Origin of the sequence: Legionella steigerwaltii (assembly GCF_001468065.1) — a bacterium.
Taxonomy (GTDB): Bacteria; Pseudomonadota; Gammaproteobacteria; order Legionellales; family Legionellaceae; genus Legionella; species Legionella steigerwaltii.
The window spans coordinates 1-16,418 of the sequence record NZ_LNYZ01000007.1 but is presented as its reverse complement, the minus strand read 5'-3'; the positions used below and the strand labels follow the sequence as shown (position 1 = coordinate 16,418).

Here is a 16,418-nt window from a genome sequence, read left to right as displayed (position 1 = left end):
CCTGGGTGCAGCGCAGCGAAACCCGGGATATAGAAGCGTGATTTCTTAACCGAAACCCGGGTTACGGCTTTGCCTTCACCCGGGCTACGATATAAGGGTTTTTATTTACGAAATGTATCTTTCTTAAAGTCCGGTATTTTTATTCCTTTGTAATTAATAAAAGTCATCATTCCCGTAGCTTCATGATAGAGCATATGACAGTGAAACATCCAATTTCCTGGATTATCTGTATCAAATTGTATTTTGACTGTAGAACGAGGCAAAACCAAAACAGTATCTCGCATGGGTCCATTTTTCAGAGGTTTGCCATCAATTTCTGTGACTTCAAAAAAATGTCCATGTAAATGCATCGGATGAGCCATACCGGTTTTATTAATTAAGACGATTTCTATTCTTTTATTTTTATCAACACTCAATGGCGTAATATTAGGCCAAGCTTGATTATTTATTTTCCAAATATAGTTCATCATATCGCCGTCTAAAGTGACAGTAAGTGTTTGATTTGGTTGTTTTACGGGCAGAGGAGCCAAGGAGTGTGTTTTAAATTCTTGATCATTATTTAGTCCTCCAACAGGGGTAGGGGCTTTTTCACTTACTGATATTTTGGAAGCACCTGGAGTCGATAAAACTAATCCAGTTTGCAGTTGTGTTCCAGCACCTTGAGCAAGGATAGGATAAGCTCCTTCACCCTTAGGGATTTTAATGAGGACATCAATTCGTTGTCCAACAGCAAGTTGGAATTGATTGCCTGGAATCTCTTTGATAGGTTGTCCATCAACAGCAATTGCTGTGCCTTTAAGTTGACCAAGATTAATAAAGAAATTGGTCATCGCAGCACCATCAATAATACGGAGTCGAACAAGTTCTCCACTACGAACAGGGATAACTTCAGGATTGGATAGGGTGTGATAATTTGTTAAAAAAGCATCATAAGTCACATCATTTAAATCGGGTTTCGACGAACTATTCATTGCTTTAGCATTCATAGGTGTTTTTTGCTTCATACTACCCATTGTTTTTAAGGGTACAGTTCCTTTGTTTTTCAACTGATATAATATGGCCTCAGGTTTTTTATAGCTAAAATCTGCAAGAAATAAAACCACATCATGTTCTTTATTTTTTTTATTCGGATTGTCAACGATGAATGGTGCCGCAAGTAATTGTTGAATTTGTAAATCAAAATGAGAATGCATCCAGTAAGTTCCTGATTGGCGCAATTTAAAACGGTAATGAGCTGTTCCACCAGGTGGAATTGGTGGTTGTGTTACATAAGGTACACCATCTTCTGAGTTGGGCAAAATTAATCCATGCCAATGAATTACTGTAGGATTGGTTGTTGTATTTTTAACTATTGCATCAAAATATTGCCCTTCTACTCCATGGTAACCCCAAGTTCCATCGGGTTGTTCAATTTTAAATACTTCAGTGCTTTTTCCATCAACGATAAGTGGTATTTTTTTTATAATAAGAACAGTAGGTTGCTGCGAAGTAGGCAAATTTTTTTCTGTAGTTGAATATCCTGATATGAAATAGGTCATTATAAATAAAAGCATAAAGACCTTTAGCTTATTCATTTAGATTCCTTTTCTAACTGTTCCAACAAATTATAGTTCAAAAAATGAACTCATATTATGAAAAACTGTTTTAATTTCCGCTTTGATTCATTTACCTTAAGAGCAATTCACTATATGATGTCACGCGATTATCAATAGTAGATTAAAGGAGACAGTATGAGTTTTTTTATTAGCGATGCTCTGGCTGCAGCGGGGACTACAGCAGCGCCTCAAGCAGATGGAACTTTTTCGCTCGTTATGATCGCTGCTATTTTTGTGTTGTTCTACTTTATGCTTATAAGACCTCAAAACAAAAGAGCAAAAGAACATCGTGAATTAATAAGCCGTTTAAAAAAAGGTGATGAGATCGTTACCTCGGGTGGTATTTTAGCTAAGGTAGTTAATCTGGATGACCAATACATCAAGATCAGTCTTGCAGAAGGTGTTGAGATTAATATACAAAGAGGCGCAGTAAGCACTGTATTGCCCAAAGGCACTTTAAAATCGCTTTAAGAAAGTCATAGGGACACACGGAAATGCAAAATAAATATCCTCTATGGAAAAACCTAATGCTGATTATTATCGCAGTTGTTGGGTTTGTTTACGCCATACCCAATTTGTATACAGAAAATCCTGTAGTACAAATTTCGTCTGAAACACCTGTGGATTATGATGAATTAAAAAATCAGATAGAAGGTATCTTAAAAAAAGATAACATACCTAATCAATCAGTTATCGCTCAAAGCGACGCTGTAGAAGCTGTTTTTTCATCTACTGATTCCCAGTTATTAGCTCGCGATGCCATTAAAAATGCTTTGGGATCCCAATATACTGTAGCCCTGAATTTGGCTCCCTCTACACCCAATTGGTTGGATTCCATTCGTGCTGCTCCAATGAAGCAAGGTTTGGATTTAAGAGGAGGGGTACACTTCCTGTTAGAAGTTGATGTTGACAGTGTGATTAGCCGTCGTTATGAAGGGATCATGAAAAACATTAGCCAAGAATTACGTGAGCTTGGTATTCGTTATACAGGTATTCGTTATGTAGCAGATAAAGGTGTTAATTTACATTTCCGTGACAGTGAAACTCTGGATAATGCCTATGCGGGTTTAAAGGAAAAAATTCCTGAGCTCGTTTTCGTAAAAAGTAAAACGGATAATGAAATTTTAGCCTCAATTTCACCCGTCGAATTGAACACTATGCGCCAAAATACTATTGAACAAACAATGAGTATTTTACGTAATCGGGTTAATGAATTAGGTGTTGGCGAAGCTGTCGTACAACAACAAGGGGCAACTCGTGTTGCTGTTGATTTACCTGGAATTCAAGATGCGGCCCGCGCGAAACAAATTCTTGGCGGAACTGCAACCCTACAATTTTACTTAGTGGACCAGGATAATGATCCACAAATTGCAAAACAAACGGGTGCTATCCCTGTCAATGATAAATTACTCATGATGGATGGCCGCCCTATTTTGTTAAAGAGACAAGTGGTGTTGAGTGGTGATTCAATTACCTCAGCAGTTTCTAGTTATGATCAGCAAACAGCAACTCCAGCGGTACAAATACAACTTGGTGGAGGGGGTGAAAGCCTGTTTACCAAAGTGACCCGTGAGAATATTGGCAAACGTATGGCAATTGTTTATGTTGAAACAAAAAATACCATACAAACTGTAAATGGAGAGGAAAAAAGGATTACTCATAGAGAGGAACGTGTTATTAGTGCTCCAGTGATCCAAAATGCTTTAGGAAATAATTTCCAGATTACTGGTCTTGCTGACAGCAAAGAAGCAAGTAATTTGGCTTTATTACTTAGAGCAGGAGCTTTACCTGCTGCTATTTATCCAATCGAAGAACGCACAGTAGGCCCCACTTTAGGTAAAGAAAATATTCGTAGAGGTATTGTTTCCTTGCAAGTGGGTATGGGCTTAATTCTGATCTTAATGTTAGTCTATTATCGGCTTTTTGGTCTTATCGCAGATATAGCACTGTTGCTTAACTTGATATTACTCTGTGCTTTGTTGTCTGTGATTGATGCCACATTAACCTTACCGGGTATCGCAGGGATTGTATTGACAGTGGGTATGGCTGTAGATGCCAACGTACTGATTTACGAACGTATTCGAGAGGAATTGCGTCATGGATTATCACCGCAAGCCGCAATTTATGCGGGCTATGAGCGCGCTTTTGCGACCATTCTTGATGCGAACGTGACTACATTAATCGTAGCAATCATTTTGTTTGCTGTGGGTACAGGACCTGTACGTGGATTTGCTGTAACTCTTTCTTTAGGGTTACTCACTTCTATGCTAACCGGTATCACTTATACCCGAGCGATTGTAAATTGGTATTATGGTGGTAGGGCTGTTAAGAAATTATCTATTGGTATTTAAGGCGAGGCTCAGATGGAATTTTTTAATCCAAATTCAAATGTGGACTTTATGGGTGCTCGTCGTTGGACGGCAATATTCTCCATATTGATCTTTGTACTTTCTATAGGCGCTTTAGCAATTCATGGCTTAAAGTGGGGGCTTGATTTTACAGGTGGAACCCAAATTGAAGTTTCTTATTCCTCAGCTGCAGATTTGCCCTCAATCAGAGAAAGTCTGAGTAAGGCAGGTTTCAAAGAAGCTCAGGTTGTGAGCTATGGAACTTCTAAAGACGTATTAATCAGTATTGCACCTCGAGAAGATAAAGAGCAAGCGCGTCTGGTAGATCAAGTCATGACTGCTCTGCCAGGTGCTGTAAAACAAAGAGTTGATTTTGTCGGGCCACAAGTAGGACAAGAATTAGCGACTAAGGGGGCTTTGGCTGTTGTTGTTTCTCTGTTAGCAACGATGATTTATATTGCCATGCGCTTTGAGTATCGACTTGCAGTAAGCTCTGCAGTTGCTCTAGTCCATGACCCTGTGTTGATATTAGGTATCTTTGCTTTTTTTGGCATCGAGTTTGATTTGAAAGCACTGGCAGGTTTGTTGGCAGTTATTGGTTACTCTCTAAATGATACCATCGTAGTTTTTGATAGGGTACGAGAGAATTTTGTTAAGGTACGTCGTGCCAGCTCAATCGAAATTATGAATATTTCGATTAACCAAACTTTATCACGAACCATTATGACTTCAACGTTGACGCTTTTTGTAGTACTTGCATTGTTTATCTACGGAGGAGAAGCCATACATGGATTTTCTCTGGCGTTGATCATTGGGATTGTGATCGGTACTTATTCTTCGATTTATGTTGCTGGAGCTTTAGCAGTAGCAATGGGACTTGATAGAAAAGACTTTATGCCAAGTCAACGCAAAGAAGTTGATAGCCGTCCTTAAAATACTTGACTGGGTACTGGTGCACCCAGTCATTTAGCTTTTGTTCAATTTTAGCTACTTATACCAAGGATAATGAACTTTCACCTGGCTCTACTTCCTCACTTTTCTTTGCTTCTTGTTCTGGTCCTTGTTTGATCTCTGTTGATTCTTGCGTTTTTGTACGAGTTGCTAATTGTTTCTTTAATTCTTCAATGACTTCTGGGGGAATTTGCATTGGTTTTTTGGGTTCTGATATTTCCTCTCCTTCAATGCGAATTTCGCCTGCTTCAGTTATTTCAAGAATTTTTTTAGTACAGCCTTCGGGTAATGCATTTTCAGGAACGAGTTGAACCGGTATGCCAGCAATTATTGGTGCTCCGTCAGCAATACGTATTCCATCAATTGCTGCAAGCTTTGGTGTTGTACTGTAATAACCACTAATTAGAGAGCAAACGGACCAAAGTAAATTGTATGCTGCATCGAAGGGGAAGCCTACACCGATGCCTACTCCTTGCCCTAAATATCCTGCTGCTGTTCCCATAATATGAGCCAAACTGATCGTACAGAACGAAGTGAGGAGCCTGGTTGCAATTACTGGTGCAAAGAGAGCAACTCCGGTTGTACCAGCAGGGCTAAAAATTAATAAAGTACTGCCTACTAGAGCGGTTAATTGAACTCTAGGAGATATTGCCGTGGTCGAGTTGCTAACTCCCTCTGCCAATACTACACCCACGGTAGCTCCTACATAAGAAAAAGCAGCTCCAAACAAAGGTTGGGTGAATGAGATAACAGGAAAGTTTCTGACATGTTCAGGAACCTCTTTTTTATGGCACATCACTTTTAAAAAATCGCCAAACTGTTTCCATTCTTTTTCAGTAAATGGTTTATGTCCATCTTTTCCTAATGCCACATTGGCATGTTCAAACGCATTTGTCGTTTTAAGGAGTCGCTCTGCAGTCAAATAACATGTTTCTTTATCTTCATCATCCATGAAATTTTTATCTGTTACTCCCAAATTGTCTTCAATGATACGGTACAGAGCAGAGTTTCGTTTTGAACTACCTATTTGAGATTGTACATACAGACACGCTGCAATCATAAAACGTTCTGCGATAATATATGCTAGTCGCTGTTGCGGTGTTTTGATGTCTTCTTCGTGGAGTAAGTGTACTTTAAGTACCGCTTTTACTTTTTCTAAGAACGAAACTTGTTTACTGCGATTGACGACATCTGTTCCTCCGAAAAAAACAGGTGTACCTATCATTGATGGTTTTGCATTCAAATCAACATGGCGTTCTGCTTCATAATCTTTACGTAAATGGTCAAACTTCGCAATACATCCAGGTGCAAGAATAAAGTGCATGATATCCCCCTTCCAATGGCATATTTTTTTGCGTGAGCCGCATGAAATTCCTTTTTTGCATATTTTATCTTACTTCGTAATTGTATAAATGCAATGTTATTTGATTATTTTTTACTAAATTGTTTCAATATGTTGAAGGTTTTTATTTTATTTGGCGATTAACCTATTGAAATGATGCATTTTTTCAGGATTATGATACTTTTAACTTAATTGACTATAGTTATTGTATGTTGTGGGTAGTACATAGCAGTGTAACTTGGACGAGGCGAGACCATGACCTTGGTTCTGGCAGATGCAGAGTTCTCGGGTTATGCTTTTACTTCACCCAGGCTGCATTTTTACAGGAACAGACAAGGTGAATGAATTGATGAATGATGTGAGAAAAGTGAGCTTCATCGAAAAGATGAAACATTTGTTTCTGCTTCTTCGTGTGTCCCACTGGGCCAAAGCAGTCTTTGTGATGCTGGGATTTTGTTACACACCCACTCCTGGATATTTTATACCTGCGTTACTTGCTTCTTTAGCTTTTTGCCTGATTTCAAGTGCAGTTTATATTTATAACGATATTGAAGACAGAACTGAAGACAGCTTACATCCCCACAAACGTCATAGACCATTGGCAAGTGAGAAAGTTTCTGTATCCGAAGCAATCTTTATGCTGTTTTTATTGCTGCTGACTGGACTTACTTTGGGATGGTTGATTTCTAAGAAACTGGCTATTATTCTCTGCGTGTATTTAGTGATTAATGTTGCTTATAACCACCTGTTCAAACTTATTCCTATAGTCGATGTGCTTTGTATTGCCGCAGGATTTATGCTGCGCGTATTAGCCGGAACTTTGGGTATTGGGTTGCCTATTTCAACGTGGTTAATTGTTGCGGCAACTTTGCTTAGTCTCTTTATTGCTTTAAACAAACGACGAATGGAAATGCAATTAGGATTAAAGCATGCTACGCGCAAGGTATTGAAGAAATATAATCCTCTCGTACTGCATTGGCTGATTGTCGCGATAGGTTCTGCCAGTTTTATTACTTACGTTTTCTATATCATTTATGCTCGAGATGAGTCATTTTATTTTATGTTAACCGTGCCTTTTGCCGCAATCGCATTGTGGCGTTTTACTTGGTTGGCAATGCAAGATATTGAAAATGATGATCCGGTTATTGTTTTTTTAAGTGATCGATTGTCGCGAATTAATCTTTGGTGTTTTGTGGTCTTGACCTTTATGGCTTTAGCTCAATGAAACCAGGGTTTCGATGGTATGACAGCATCCTGATTTTATTATTTTTCTATCTATTTGTTTTGCAAATACAAGCCATCTGGGCATTTACCATTGATGATATGTTTATCTCTTTGCGTTATGCCAAACATTGGGTAGCTGGAGAGGGTATTTTATGGAATTTGCATGCTCCTCCAGTAGAAGGCTATTCCAATTTTAGCTTTGTTGCTTTAGGGGCCTTAACACTTCTATTCAAAGGTAATCCTGTAATTGTTTTAAAATTGGCAGGATTATTAGGTCTTTTTATTACCTGCTATTTTATTTACTTAATTAGTCGATTATGGTTTTCTCAGCGTGACTCACTTTTGCCTTGTTTTGGACTGCTACTCTATAAAGGACAAATTATATGGGCAACCAGTGGCTTGGAAACAACGGTATATGAAGCATTCATCTGCGGTACCGTATATTGCTGTTTAAGAGGAATGGGGTATAGTTTTTTCCCAAATTTACGGGGAACAGCAGTAAATGCTTACTTTATATTCGCTGGGATTTTGCTGGCACTTGCTGGAATGACACGGCCAGAAGCTCCTGCATTCATGATATTATTTTTTATTTTAATGTGTTGGGATAGACCGAAAGAAGAAATAAAACAGTATCGATATGGTGTTTTGCTTTTTTGTTTAACGCTCGTATTCTTCTATGGGCCTTATTTTTTTTGGCGCCTTATTTATTTTGGATTTTTGTTCCCCAATTCAGTGTATTGCAAAGGACTATCTAAATCATTTACCTTTTCATTGAATCTGCACTATCTCAAATTGATTTGGCCTTTGGCTCTTTTGGTCTTGCCTGCTTGTATTAAAGCTAAAGATAAACGGCATTATTTTTTATGGTTGCCTAGTTTTGTCTACCTCATTATGTTGGTCGACTCGGACCCTGTTGTCGCTTTTGAAAATCGACTTTTTTTACCTGCATTTGCTTTGTTTCTTCCTTTGGTAGTTCAAGGTATTTACACAGTAATGTGTGTTTTCCGACAAACAAGGGACTCTATTTTTTCATTACTTTTTTATGTGTGTACTTTGGTCATTTTGTTTCTTTTAATTCCAAAAATGAGCCTGGCAGATTATCGCTATTTTAGTCAAAATCCAGTTAAAGGAGAGCAGTTACGTAGTAAGGTAGTAGACTGGTTAAATCACCATGCTTCTGCTGGGGATTGGGTCGTTTTAGCGGATAGTGGGTTAATTCCTTATGCCAGTAATTTGAATTTTATTGACTCATACTGTTTAAATAATTTAGCAATGGCCCACTATCCTACGCAACATATATATGCGCACTTTTGTGAAAGTATTTGGCAAAAGAAGCCAAAAATTATCATTTTAACGTCGCTTATTAAACAAGGAAAAGTAATCTATACGCCGAGTGACGCATGTTTGAAAACAATATTGGATAAATATCACTATAAATTAAGTACTACTTATGTAAGTAACAATCCCGATTCAACTTATCGCTACGAAATATATGAAAATCCATTTGCTTTTCCATCAAAAAGGAAATCATTTTAGCCTAAGGTTTTCCTGTGGATGATGCTTTTTTATGTGATATATGCAAAATATAGTGTATATTCCGATAGTAATAAAAAATGAGTGAAGGATTCTCGTATGATACAAAAGGTGTCAGTATTTTTTCAAAAACTGTATAAAAAATTACCTGTTCTTTTGTGTGATTTGCTTGCAATTCCTGTAGCATGGTATGCAGCATATTGGTTGCGTTATAACATGCAACCCTTTCCTAAAATATTAAGTTCAACTCACTCGGTCATTGGTTTAACCTTATTGACAGCAATTCAGGTTGTCTGCTTTTTTTATTTTAAAACATATCGCGGCTTATGGCGCTTTTTTTCATTAAACGATGTAGTGCGAATTTTAAAAGCCACGTTGACTGCTACAGTATTAGGAATTCCCATTTTATATTTAGTGTCAATACTTCACGAAGTTCCCCGCTCAGTTTTTCCTTTATACTGCATGATCTTAACTGCAATTTTATGTAGTTGCAGGATGTTACGAAGGATTTATTGGGATAAACAAGCGAGCGGTAATAATTCAAGTGAAATGAAGCGAGTACTTATTATCGGTGCAGGTATGGCTGGCGAAAGTCTCGCCCGTGATTTAAAACGATCGAAGCAATACATTCCTGTAGGTTTTATTGATGATAACCTGGCAAAACGCGGTTTGGAGGTACATGGAGTACGAGTTTTAGGGACTACAGCTCAAATTGCTAAGTGTGTTACTGAGTATTCAATTGATTTGATTTTCATTGCTATTCCTTCAGCAAATTCTTCCGTTATGCGACGTATTGTAACGTGTTGTGAGGAAAGCAAAACATCATTTAGCACACTTCCAAGTCTTAATGCTTTAGCTTCTGGAAGAGTGGAGGTCAATGCACTTAGACCGGTTAATATAGAAGACTTGTTAGGCAGAGACCAAGTTAATTTGGAATGGGATAGATTAACAGCAGGGATTTCTGGAAAAAAAGTATTGGTTACTGGTGGAGGAGGTTCAATTGGATCGGAGCTATGCCGACAAATTTTAGCTCTTAAGCCCAAGAGTTTAGCTATAGTTGAAAATAGTGAGTTCAATTTGTATCAAATTGAACTTGAATTAAGGCAAAATTTCCCAGATTCTCCTATGGAATTCATGTTGATGAGTGTTACTGATGAAGTAGCAATAAATCATTTCTTTGTGAATTTTCAACCTGAAATCGTATTTCATGCAGCTGCTTATAAGCATGTACCTCTTTTGCAAAATCAAATACGCGTTGCTGTGATGAATAACGTACTCGGAACCCAGATTGTTGCGAAGGCGAGTGTATCTGTTAATGTCGGAAAATTTATCTTAATTTCTACTGATAAAGCAGTAAATCCAACCAACATTATGGGAACTACAAAGCGCGTGGCGGAAATTTATTGCCAGAACTTGGATGGTAGGTCTAAAACTCAATTTATTACTGTTCGTTTTGGAAACGTTTTAGGCTCGGCTGGAAGTGTCGTTCCTTTATTTCAAAAACAATTACAAAGCGGTGGTCCGATAAAAGTAACTCACCCTGACATGCAACGGTATTTTATGACTATACCTGAAGCATGCCAGTTAATTTTGCAAGCTATGGTTAATGGAAAAGGGGGCGAAATTTTTGTTCTGGATATGGGAGAGCCCGTTAAAATTAGTTACTTAGCAGAGCAAATGATTCGCTTAGCGGGAAAAGAGCCTGGAAAGGACATTATGATTGAATACACTGGATTACGCCCAGGAGAAAAATTATTTGAAGAGTTGTTCCATGAATCAGAGCAATTGGCTTCAACAGAACATGAAAAATTATTCAAAGCAAAATTCCGTGAGCTAAATTGGGAGGAGTTAATCCAAACAATGCGTTTATTGCATTCAGCATGCGAGGAAAATCAGGATGATGAATTATTCATTTTATTGAAGAGCTTAGTTCCTGAGTTAAATACAACCAGTGTTGTGCCAATATCCTAATTGATTTATGGGTGTCGTTGTGTGTTATTGTACTCATTTATAATAGATAAGGTTTTCAAGATGATTGTTTCTTATGATGATTTCGCCAAAATTGAATTACGCTCAGGCACTGTAGTTAAAGTTGAAGAATTTCCCCGCGCAAGGAAACCCGCTTATAAAGTTTGGGTGGATTTTGGTAAGGATATCGGTATATTACAAACCTCTGCTCAAGTGACCGTACATTATACGCCAGAAACTTTATTAGGACGTTCTGTTGTTGGATGTGTCAATTTAGGCGAAAAAAATATCGCAGGCTTTACTTCCCAATTCTTATTAGTTGGGTTCTCTGATGCTAATGGTGCCATATGTCTCATAACAACTGATCCCAAAGTTCCTAATGGAGAAAAGTTGCATTAATTTTAAATGAAAGGATGTAGCGACGTAGCCTGGGTGAAGCGCAGCGGAACCCGGGATTTTTGAGCATAAATATACTTTCTTTCCCCGGGTTCCGCTGCGCTTCACCCAGGCTACATATTAAACTGGAGGGAAAAGGTCCTGAAACTTAACACGAGTTTTCAAGTGGAGCGCTTTTTTCCTTTTTTTCGATAAATCAAAAAGCTTGTAGATTATTATAGGAACTATAAAACTAACCATGCCTATATAGAAAGCAAGCTTATAGGTAGGGTCTTTATTCAATACCAAGAAAAACAAGGCAATAAACATAAGTATGATTGCTAAAATTCCGGTGTAGGGTGAATAGGGAGTCACATAGCGAAGGTTCGCTGTAGTATACCCAGCTTGATATAGTCTATTTCTAAAGCGAATTTGAGAAGTACATAAAGAAATCCATGCCAGTGTGCCAGTAAATCCTGATACCAGAAGTAGGGCGATATAAAGTTGTGTTTGCCCAAAAAAGTAACCTACCCCTAAAAGAATCCAGATGGTAATTAAGGTCGCGATGACCGCATTTTGCGGTACTGAATTATGATTGAATTTAGCAAAAGTGTGCGGTGCCATACCATCACGCGCTAAAGCATTAAGTGCGCGCACCGTTCCATAAAATCCAGAGTTAGCACAAGATAAAGTCGCACTTAGGGTCACAAAGCTGGTCACAGCCCCAGCCCATTTTAGATTGTAAAAGTTGAGTGCATCAGCAAACACAGAATTGGAAAGGCCTGCTTTTTGCCAAGGAAAAATTAACACCAAACAAAATACGGGAATGATATAGATAAAAAGAATTCTCAACGTTACATTTCGAATGGCATGAGGGATCATGCGCGCAGGATTTTCTGACTCTCCGGCAGCAAGCCCAATGATTTCGGAACCTTGATAGTTAACCAATAAAAGAACCATAGCGGTCAATAAGGACATGGTTCCATTAGGAAGAAGACCACCATCACCAAAGATATACTTGGAACCAATAAATCCATCCGATTCTGAGCCATGGATGAGACCAAAGAAAATTAAAATAGCTAAAATAACAAAGCCTAATAAAGCCAAGATCTTGATTAAAGCGAGCCAAAACTCGATTTCACCAAAAGTATCCACTTTAGCAAGATTGATGTAAGTAATAAGTAAGCCAAAGCAAACAGCCCATACGTAACCATTTACCCCAGTAAACATCTCCATAATTATTCCACCTGCAACACATTCGGCAGGGATATATGCTACCCAACTGATCCAATAAGACCATCCTACGCCGCAAGCAACTGATGGAGAGATGAAATCGGCGGTGTAGGTTACAAAGGAACCGGAGATAGGAATTGCTACAGCAAGCTCACCCATGCAGAGCATGGTTAAAAAAATGATCAAGCCACCCAATATGTAGGCTAGAAACACGGCAGGGCCAACAAGGTTTATTACTTCCCCTGTGCCTAAAAAATAACCCGAGCCGATAATTCCCCCCAAGGCTATAAGCTGCACATGGCGGTCTTTCAATCTTCGGCTATAACCACTATCTTTAATGGGTTTATCTATTTCTGTCTTGCTCTTTTTCACGGACTGTTTGTTTCTCACAGGTTGTCATATTTTTGGGTGACGCTATGTTATATTCATCTTTAATAATTTAAAACTAAATTTTTTCTATTTACACTAATTTTTTTTTTAAATTGCCATAAAAAATTATTTAAAACGGCATTATAAAACATTTTTTATCTATTTGAATATTTTTTTAATAAACTACCAAAAATTATTACAGGGTAATCCTCAATTTAATAATTAATTGGAGATTAAATCGGTGAAAAAGATTATAATCCTTTGTTTTTTTGTAAGAAATAAATCACTTGCTTCCAAGATAAATCATAGGGCAGTTGCATCATCATTTAACTTAAGTATACTTTCCCATGCGCCGCTGTAGCTCAGTCGGTAGAGCAGTTGATTCGTAATCAGAAGGTCCGCAGTTCGATTCTGCGCAGCGGCATAATAAAATCAATGAGTTATGAAAATTTATTTTGGAATTTAAACTACGTGTCGAATATGTGTCGAATAATGAAACCTTAAATAATACTTATTTAAAAGTATGAAATAATTATTTTTTATTAAAAAAATTAAAAATAGATGAAATCTCCTTTTTTCAAATCATGTATGGTTCCATAACTCTCTCTAAGTATTTTTGGAGACTTATCACTAATGAAAATGACTGATGCATAATTCATTGAATGAACACAAGCAATAGATCTAAATCCGAATGTTTTTAATTTTTGTTTATTATTATGAATGCACTTTTCTGTAAATTTTAAAGCAAGAGTATCTAGATAGATAAGAAGATCAAGGTTTTCTTTAATATCACTTGGATATAAATTGTTAACTTTATCAGATATATAATCGTTGATTACATCAATTCCGGGTCTTTGAACTTTATCGAATACTAATAATTCCGGTGGGGTTTTAGTTTCACCTCTATAATATTTAATAAAAGCTTTTGTTGATCCTTGTACACAATTGTTTTCTGAGGCACTCATGGTTTCGGAGTCATAAAGAATTTGTTTAATTTGAAAATTATAGTTTTCATGGCAATGTGTAAGTAAAACGTCAATTTTTGAATGGTCATTTTGGCTTATGCTCTTTATAGTTATATTTTCATCTGTAGATTTGTAATTAAAGGCCGAAAGAAAAATTAGTACCATTTCTATTTCATTCATTGCTTTAATAAAATTGCTCATTTAATTACTCCATTTTCTCTTTAATGAATGATTCTCTTAAAAGAATGTATTAGGAGACAAATACATTATAGATAAAAATAGTGGAACACGAGCAAGAATCAAAATTGATGGTGGAACGGGTGGAACAACTATCATTCGCTTGACCAGACTATGTAAAAATTAATAATTGGTAAAAATAAAGCAAGAGTAGTTCTGGTCAAGACTCACATTTGATATCTAGTGATATCATTAGATCATAGTTGGGTCGCAGCTCAACCTACGTTCTAATTTTGAATTATTTTTCCACAGGAGCTACATTTATTTTCTCCTATTGAAGTTTTAACATTATATATATGGAAATACTCCGCCTCATCAATTCTTTTTTCTGCCATTTTTTTAAGAGCCTTTAATGCCTCGGTTTCATTGTTAAACTCTAAGAAACTAAGGTCACTTTTAGTAGATTTTGTGGTGGCTGTTGAACAAATTGGGCCATGAATTTCAGTTGTACCTTCAACTAGTCCACTATCATGCTTTATGATGTGATATTCTATTTTATAATCCTTGTAAATATCCTCGTGAGTTCGTTTGGTCATTTAATGCTCCTGATTCAGATCTTAATCTAACAATTGAAATATGGAGGAAAGTATTTATATCAATCCAATCTCAGATCCCAAATAAGATCAATTAAGATTATTATAGCAAACGTAGATACTGTCTTTAAAAGCAAGTCTTTAATGAAAACTTAACTTGCTTTTAAAGACAGTATCTACGCTTGTTACATTTGCTGGAAAAATTGAATTGATTTCATGGGACACTCATGCCACACTAGCCCACAAAGTAACGGCAATAAATGACAACGATTAGTAACAATTGTTTTGATAATGCATTGATTTTATTATTGTTATTTTTTGTAGAGTGCTATGGTTAATAGCTAAGTCTGGGACTGTTAATCATTAGGTCAAAGTTCGAGTCTTTTCCGGGGAGCCACTTAAATCAAGGCGTTAATGCAGCGTTCTTAAATTTATAGCTCATAATTGATTGACTCTAGATTCATGTCCTAGTTAAGCCAACAGAAAACTAAAAAATTTGCCATGTAGATAATGAATAATTTATTAAAGGAATTTAACTTTATTAAGCATACAAATAAAGCTGTATTTGTTATGTTGATTATTCATCTTATCCTACTTTTCATCCAAACTGTTTATCTGTCCTTTTACAGTAGTATGACTCATGATTACTCCTGTTACTATAATGCTGCTAACCAGTGGTTAAAAGGATCATCCCTTTATTCTAGTTGTTTTGTATATTTACCCCAAAGTGCAATTTTTTTCATCCCGATCTCAATACTTCCCCCCCAACTATTTTTGATCATTTGGAAAATAATTTTAATTATCGCTCTGTATTCTTCATTATTTAAAATTTTAGAAATTTTTAAAATTACGGAAAGAAAAAAACTTTTTATGTTTTTTGGGATAACCCTTCTTGTCGCTCAAGGACCATTTACACAAGGACAAGCAGACATATTGATGATTTCATGTATGATCTTTGCAATTGCTGCTTGGCATGATGAGAAATATACGAAATGCGCCTTTCTTCTCTGCTTCTCCGTATTCTTAGATCCATTATCCATTGTTTTTATGGGTTTAATGTTTTTATTTCATCGTCAATTACAGTTTAGAATAATTTGTTTTTCACTTTTTTTTATTTTATTTCCATATATTATTAGTAAAGCAAACTATGTGAACCAAGAGTACATTGAACTGATTTTAAGATACAGGCTGTTATCAACCTCCGAATTTCCACATGTATTTAATTTATTTTTTCTTTTTACAAACAGTAATATTTCTGATTACACACAATTTATTGTTCGTTTAACTTTTTCAATTTTGACTATTTTGTTTTCGTGGCAGGTCAAGAAAAAAATAGACAAACGCCTTTTTCCTTTTTTCTTATACGTCGTTTCTTCTCTATACATGCTTTTATTTAATCCGCACGTAGAGTCTCATCATTCCTTAATTCTTATCGTTGTAATTTTGCCATTTATAATCAGTCAAATGAAAACGATTAATACTCCCCTATCATTAATATTTATAAGTAATCTTTTTCTCTATATCTGGCAGAGAATATTCTTAAACTCTATGCTTCAACCAATTCCAGTTCTCATAGTTTGCGCAGCCTCATTTTACCTGTTGAAATCAATAAGACATTATGGAAATGAGAAAATTTAGCTGCCAGTCCGAAGGTTAATTTGCTTCAGCAAGCAATGATATGGACTCATCCTCCCTTTTACCCGGCACCTAGATGAGCCACACTGTTAAGGTCTACCAAACCTTAT

General features: G+C 36.6%; 12 protein-coding genes and 1 tRNA gene. 8 read left to right on the top strand and 5 right to left on the bottom strand.

Translation table 11 applies throughout. The features are described from left to right. Nucleotides 1-101 precede the first annotated feature (101 nt). Nucleotides 102-1,574 carry a multicopper oxidase family protein gene (locus Lstg_RS04765; protein WP_058476520.1) on the bottom strand — a complete coding sequence of 491 codons (1,473 nt, stop codon included), beginning with the start codon at nucleotides 1,572-1,574 and terminating at the stop codon, nucleotides 102-104. Between the two features lie 156 nt (nucleotides 1,575-1,730). Here Lstg_RS04765 and yajC point away from each other — a divergent pair, with 156 nt between their 5' ends. The 3 genes from yajC to secF are packed head-to-tail and all read left to right on the top strand — an operon-like array spanning nucleotide 1,731 to nucleotide 4,876. Continuing rightward, nucleotides 1,731-2,066 carry a preprotein translocase subunit YajC gene (gene yajC / locus Lstg_RS04760; RefSeq protein WP_058476519.1) on the top strand — a complete coding sequence of 112 codons (336 nt, stop codon included), beginning with the start codon at nucleotides 1,731-1,733 and terminating at the stop codon, nucleotides 2,064-2,066. 23 nt (nucleotides 2,067-2,089) lie between these two features. After that, nucleotides 2,090-3,946, top strand: coding sequence for a protein translocase subunit SecD (secD, locus tag Lstg_RS04755; protein WP_058476518.1), 1,857 nt, complete (start codon nucleotides 2,090-2,092; stop codon nucleotides 3,944-3,946). 12 nt (nucleotides 3,947-3,958) lie between these two features. Next, nucleotides 3,959-4,876 carry a protein translocase subunit SecF gene (secF, locus tag Lstg_RS04750; RefSeq protein ID WP_058476517.1) on the top strand — a complete coding sequence of 306 codons (918 nt, stop codon included), beginning with the start codon at nucleotides 3,959-3,961 and terminating at the stop codon, nucleotides 4,874-4,876. A 58-nt stretch (nucleotides 4,877-4,934) separates the two neighbouring features. On the opposite strand, the gene Lstg_RS04745 is transcribed toward secF, so the two are convergent. Then, a complete protein-coding gene (locus tag Lstg_RS04745; protein WP_058476516.1) occupies nucleotides 4,935-6,218 on the bottom strand; it encodes a hypothetical protein in 1,284 nt (427 codons plus the stop codon). Nucleotides 6,219-6,585: 367 nt separating this feature from the next. On the opposite strand from Lstg_RS04745, the gene Lstg_RS04740 reads away from it, so the two are divergent. The 4 genes from Lstg_RS04740 (at nucleotide 6,586) to Lstg_RS04725 (ending at nucleotide 11,360) form a co-directional block, all read left to right on the top strand. Continuing rightward, a complete protein-coding gene (locus Lstg_RS04740; RefSeq protein ID WP_415583194.1) occupies nucleotides 6,586-7,461 on the top strand; it encodes a decaprenyl-phosphate phosphoribosyltransferase in 876 nt (291 codons plus the stop codon). Continuing rightward, nucleotides 7,458-8,996 (top strand): hypothetical protein, encoded by a 1,539-nt coding sequence (locus tag Lstg_RS04735; protein WP_058476514.1) that lies wholly within the window; start codon nucleotides 7,458-7,460, stop codon nucleotides 8,994-8,996. The genes Lstg_RS04740 and Lstg_RS04735 overlap by 4 nt, the downstream gene beginning before the upstream one ends. Nucleotides 8,997-9,092: 96 nt before the next feature. Continuing rightward, the gene (locus Lstg_RS04730) at nucleotides 9,093-10,964 is read left to right on the top strand and encodes a polysaccharide biosynthesis protein (protein WP_058476513.1); all 1,872 of its coding nucleotides are present in this window, start codon (nucleotides 9,093-9,095) and stop codon (nucleotides 10,962-10,964) included. Nucleotides 10,965-11,024: 60 nt separating this feature from the next. Further along, complete coding sequence (locus tag Lstg_RS04725; protein ID WP_058476512.1) at nucleotides 11,025-11,360, top strand: tRNA-binding protein; 336 nt, start codon at nucleotides 11,025-11,027, stop codon at nucleotides 11,358-11,360. A gap of 117 nt (nucleotides 11,361-11,477) precedes the next feature. Here Lstg_RS04725 and Lstg_RS04720 read toward each other — a convergent pair whose 3' ends face one another. Next, nucleotides 11,478-12,959, bottom strand: a complete 1,482-nt coding sequence (locus Lstg_RS04720) for an amino acid permease (protein ID WP_058476511.1) — start codon at nucleotides 12,957-12,959, stop codon at nucleotides 11,478-11,480. 330 nt (nucleotides 12,960-13,289) lie between these two features. Between Lstg_RS04720 and Lstg_RS04715 the strand changes: the two genes are divergently transcribed. Beyond that, nucleotides 13,290-13,362 (top strand) — tRNA-Thr (locus Lstg_RS04715). A gap of 127 nt (nucleotides 13,363-13,489) precedes the next feature. On the opposite strand, the gene Lstg_RS04710 is transcribed toward Lstg_RS04715, so the two are convergent. Together Lstg_RS04710 and Lstg_RS04705 are read right to left on the bottom strand one after the other, a co-directional pair. Continuing rightward, the gene (locus tag Lstg_RS04710) at nucleotides 13,490-14,104 is read right to left on the bottom strand and encodes a hypothetical protein (RefSeq protein WP_058476510.1); all 615 of its coding nucleotides are present in this window, start codon (nucleotides 14,102-14,104) and stop codon (nucleotides 13,490-13,492) included. Between the two features lie 263 nt (nucleotides 14,105-14,367). Next, a complete protein-coding gene (locus tag Lstg_RS04705; protein ID WP_058476509.1) occupies nucleotides 14,368-14,676 on the bottom strand; it encodes a hypothetical protein in 309 nt (102 codons plus the stop codon). Nucleotides 14,677-16,418: the final 1,742 nt, after the last annotated feature.

Excerpts from the sequence above, each read along its gene's own strand:
- Lstg_RS04725 (WP_058476512.1), top strand. The coding sequence starts at position 11,025 with ATGATTGTTTCTTATGATGATTTCGCCAAAATTGAATTACGCTCAGGC.
- yajC (WP_058476519.1), top strand. The coding sequence starts at position 1,731 with ATGAGTTTTTTTATTAGCGATGCTCTGGCTGCAGCGGGGACTACAGCA.
- Lstg_RS04745 (WP_058476516.1), bottom strand. The coding sequence starts at position 6,218 with ATGCACTTTATTCTTGCACCTGGATGTATTGCGAAGTTTGACCATTTA.
- Lstg_RS04740 (WP_415583194.1), top strand. The coding sequence starts at position 6,586 with ATGAATGATGTGAGAAAAGTGAGCTTCATCGAAAAGATGAAACATTTG.
- Lstg_RS04765 (WP_058476520.1), bottom strand. The coding sequence starts at position 1,574 with ATGAATAAGCTAAAGGTCTTTATGCTTTTATTTATAATGACCTATTTC.
- Lstg_RS04710 (WP_058476510.1), bottom strand. The coding sequence starts at position 14,104 with ATGAGCAATTTTATTAAAGCAATGAATGAAATAGAAATGGTACTAATT.
- secD (WP_058476518.1), top strand. The coding sequence starts at position 2,090 with ATGCAAAATAAATATCCTCTATGGAAAAACCTAATGCTGATTATTATC.
- Lstg_RS04705 (WP_058476509.1), bottom strand. The coding sequence starts at position 14,676 with ATGACCAAACGAACTCACGAGGATATTTACAAGGATTATAAAATAGAA.
- Lstg_RS04735 (WP_058476514.1), top strand. The coding sequence starts at position 7,458 with ATGAAACCAGGGTTTCGATGGTATGACAGCATCCTGATTTTATTATTT.
- secF (WP_058476517.1), top strand. The coding sequence starts at position 3,959 with ATGGAATTTTTTAATCCAAATTCAAATGTGGACTTTATGGGTGCTCGT.
- Lstg_RS04730 (WP_058476513.1), top strand. The coding sequence starts at position 9,093 with ATGATACAAAAGGTGTCAGTATTTTTTCAAAAACTGTATAAAAAATTA.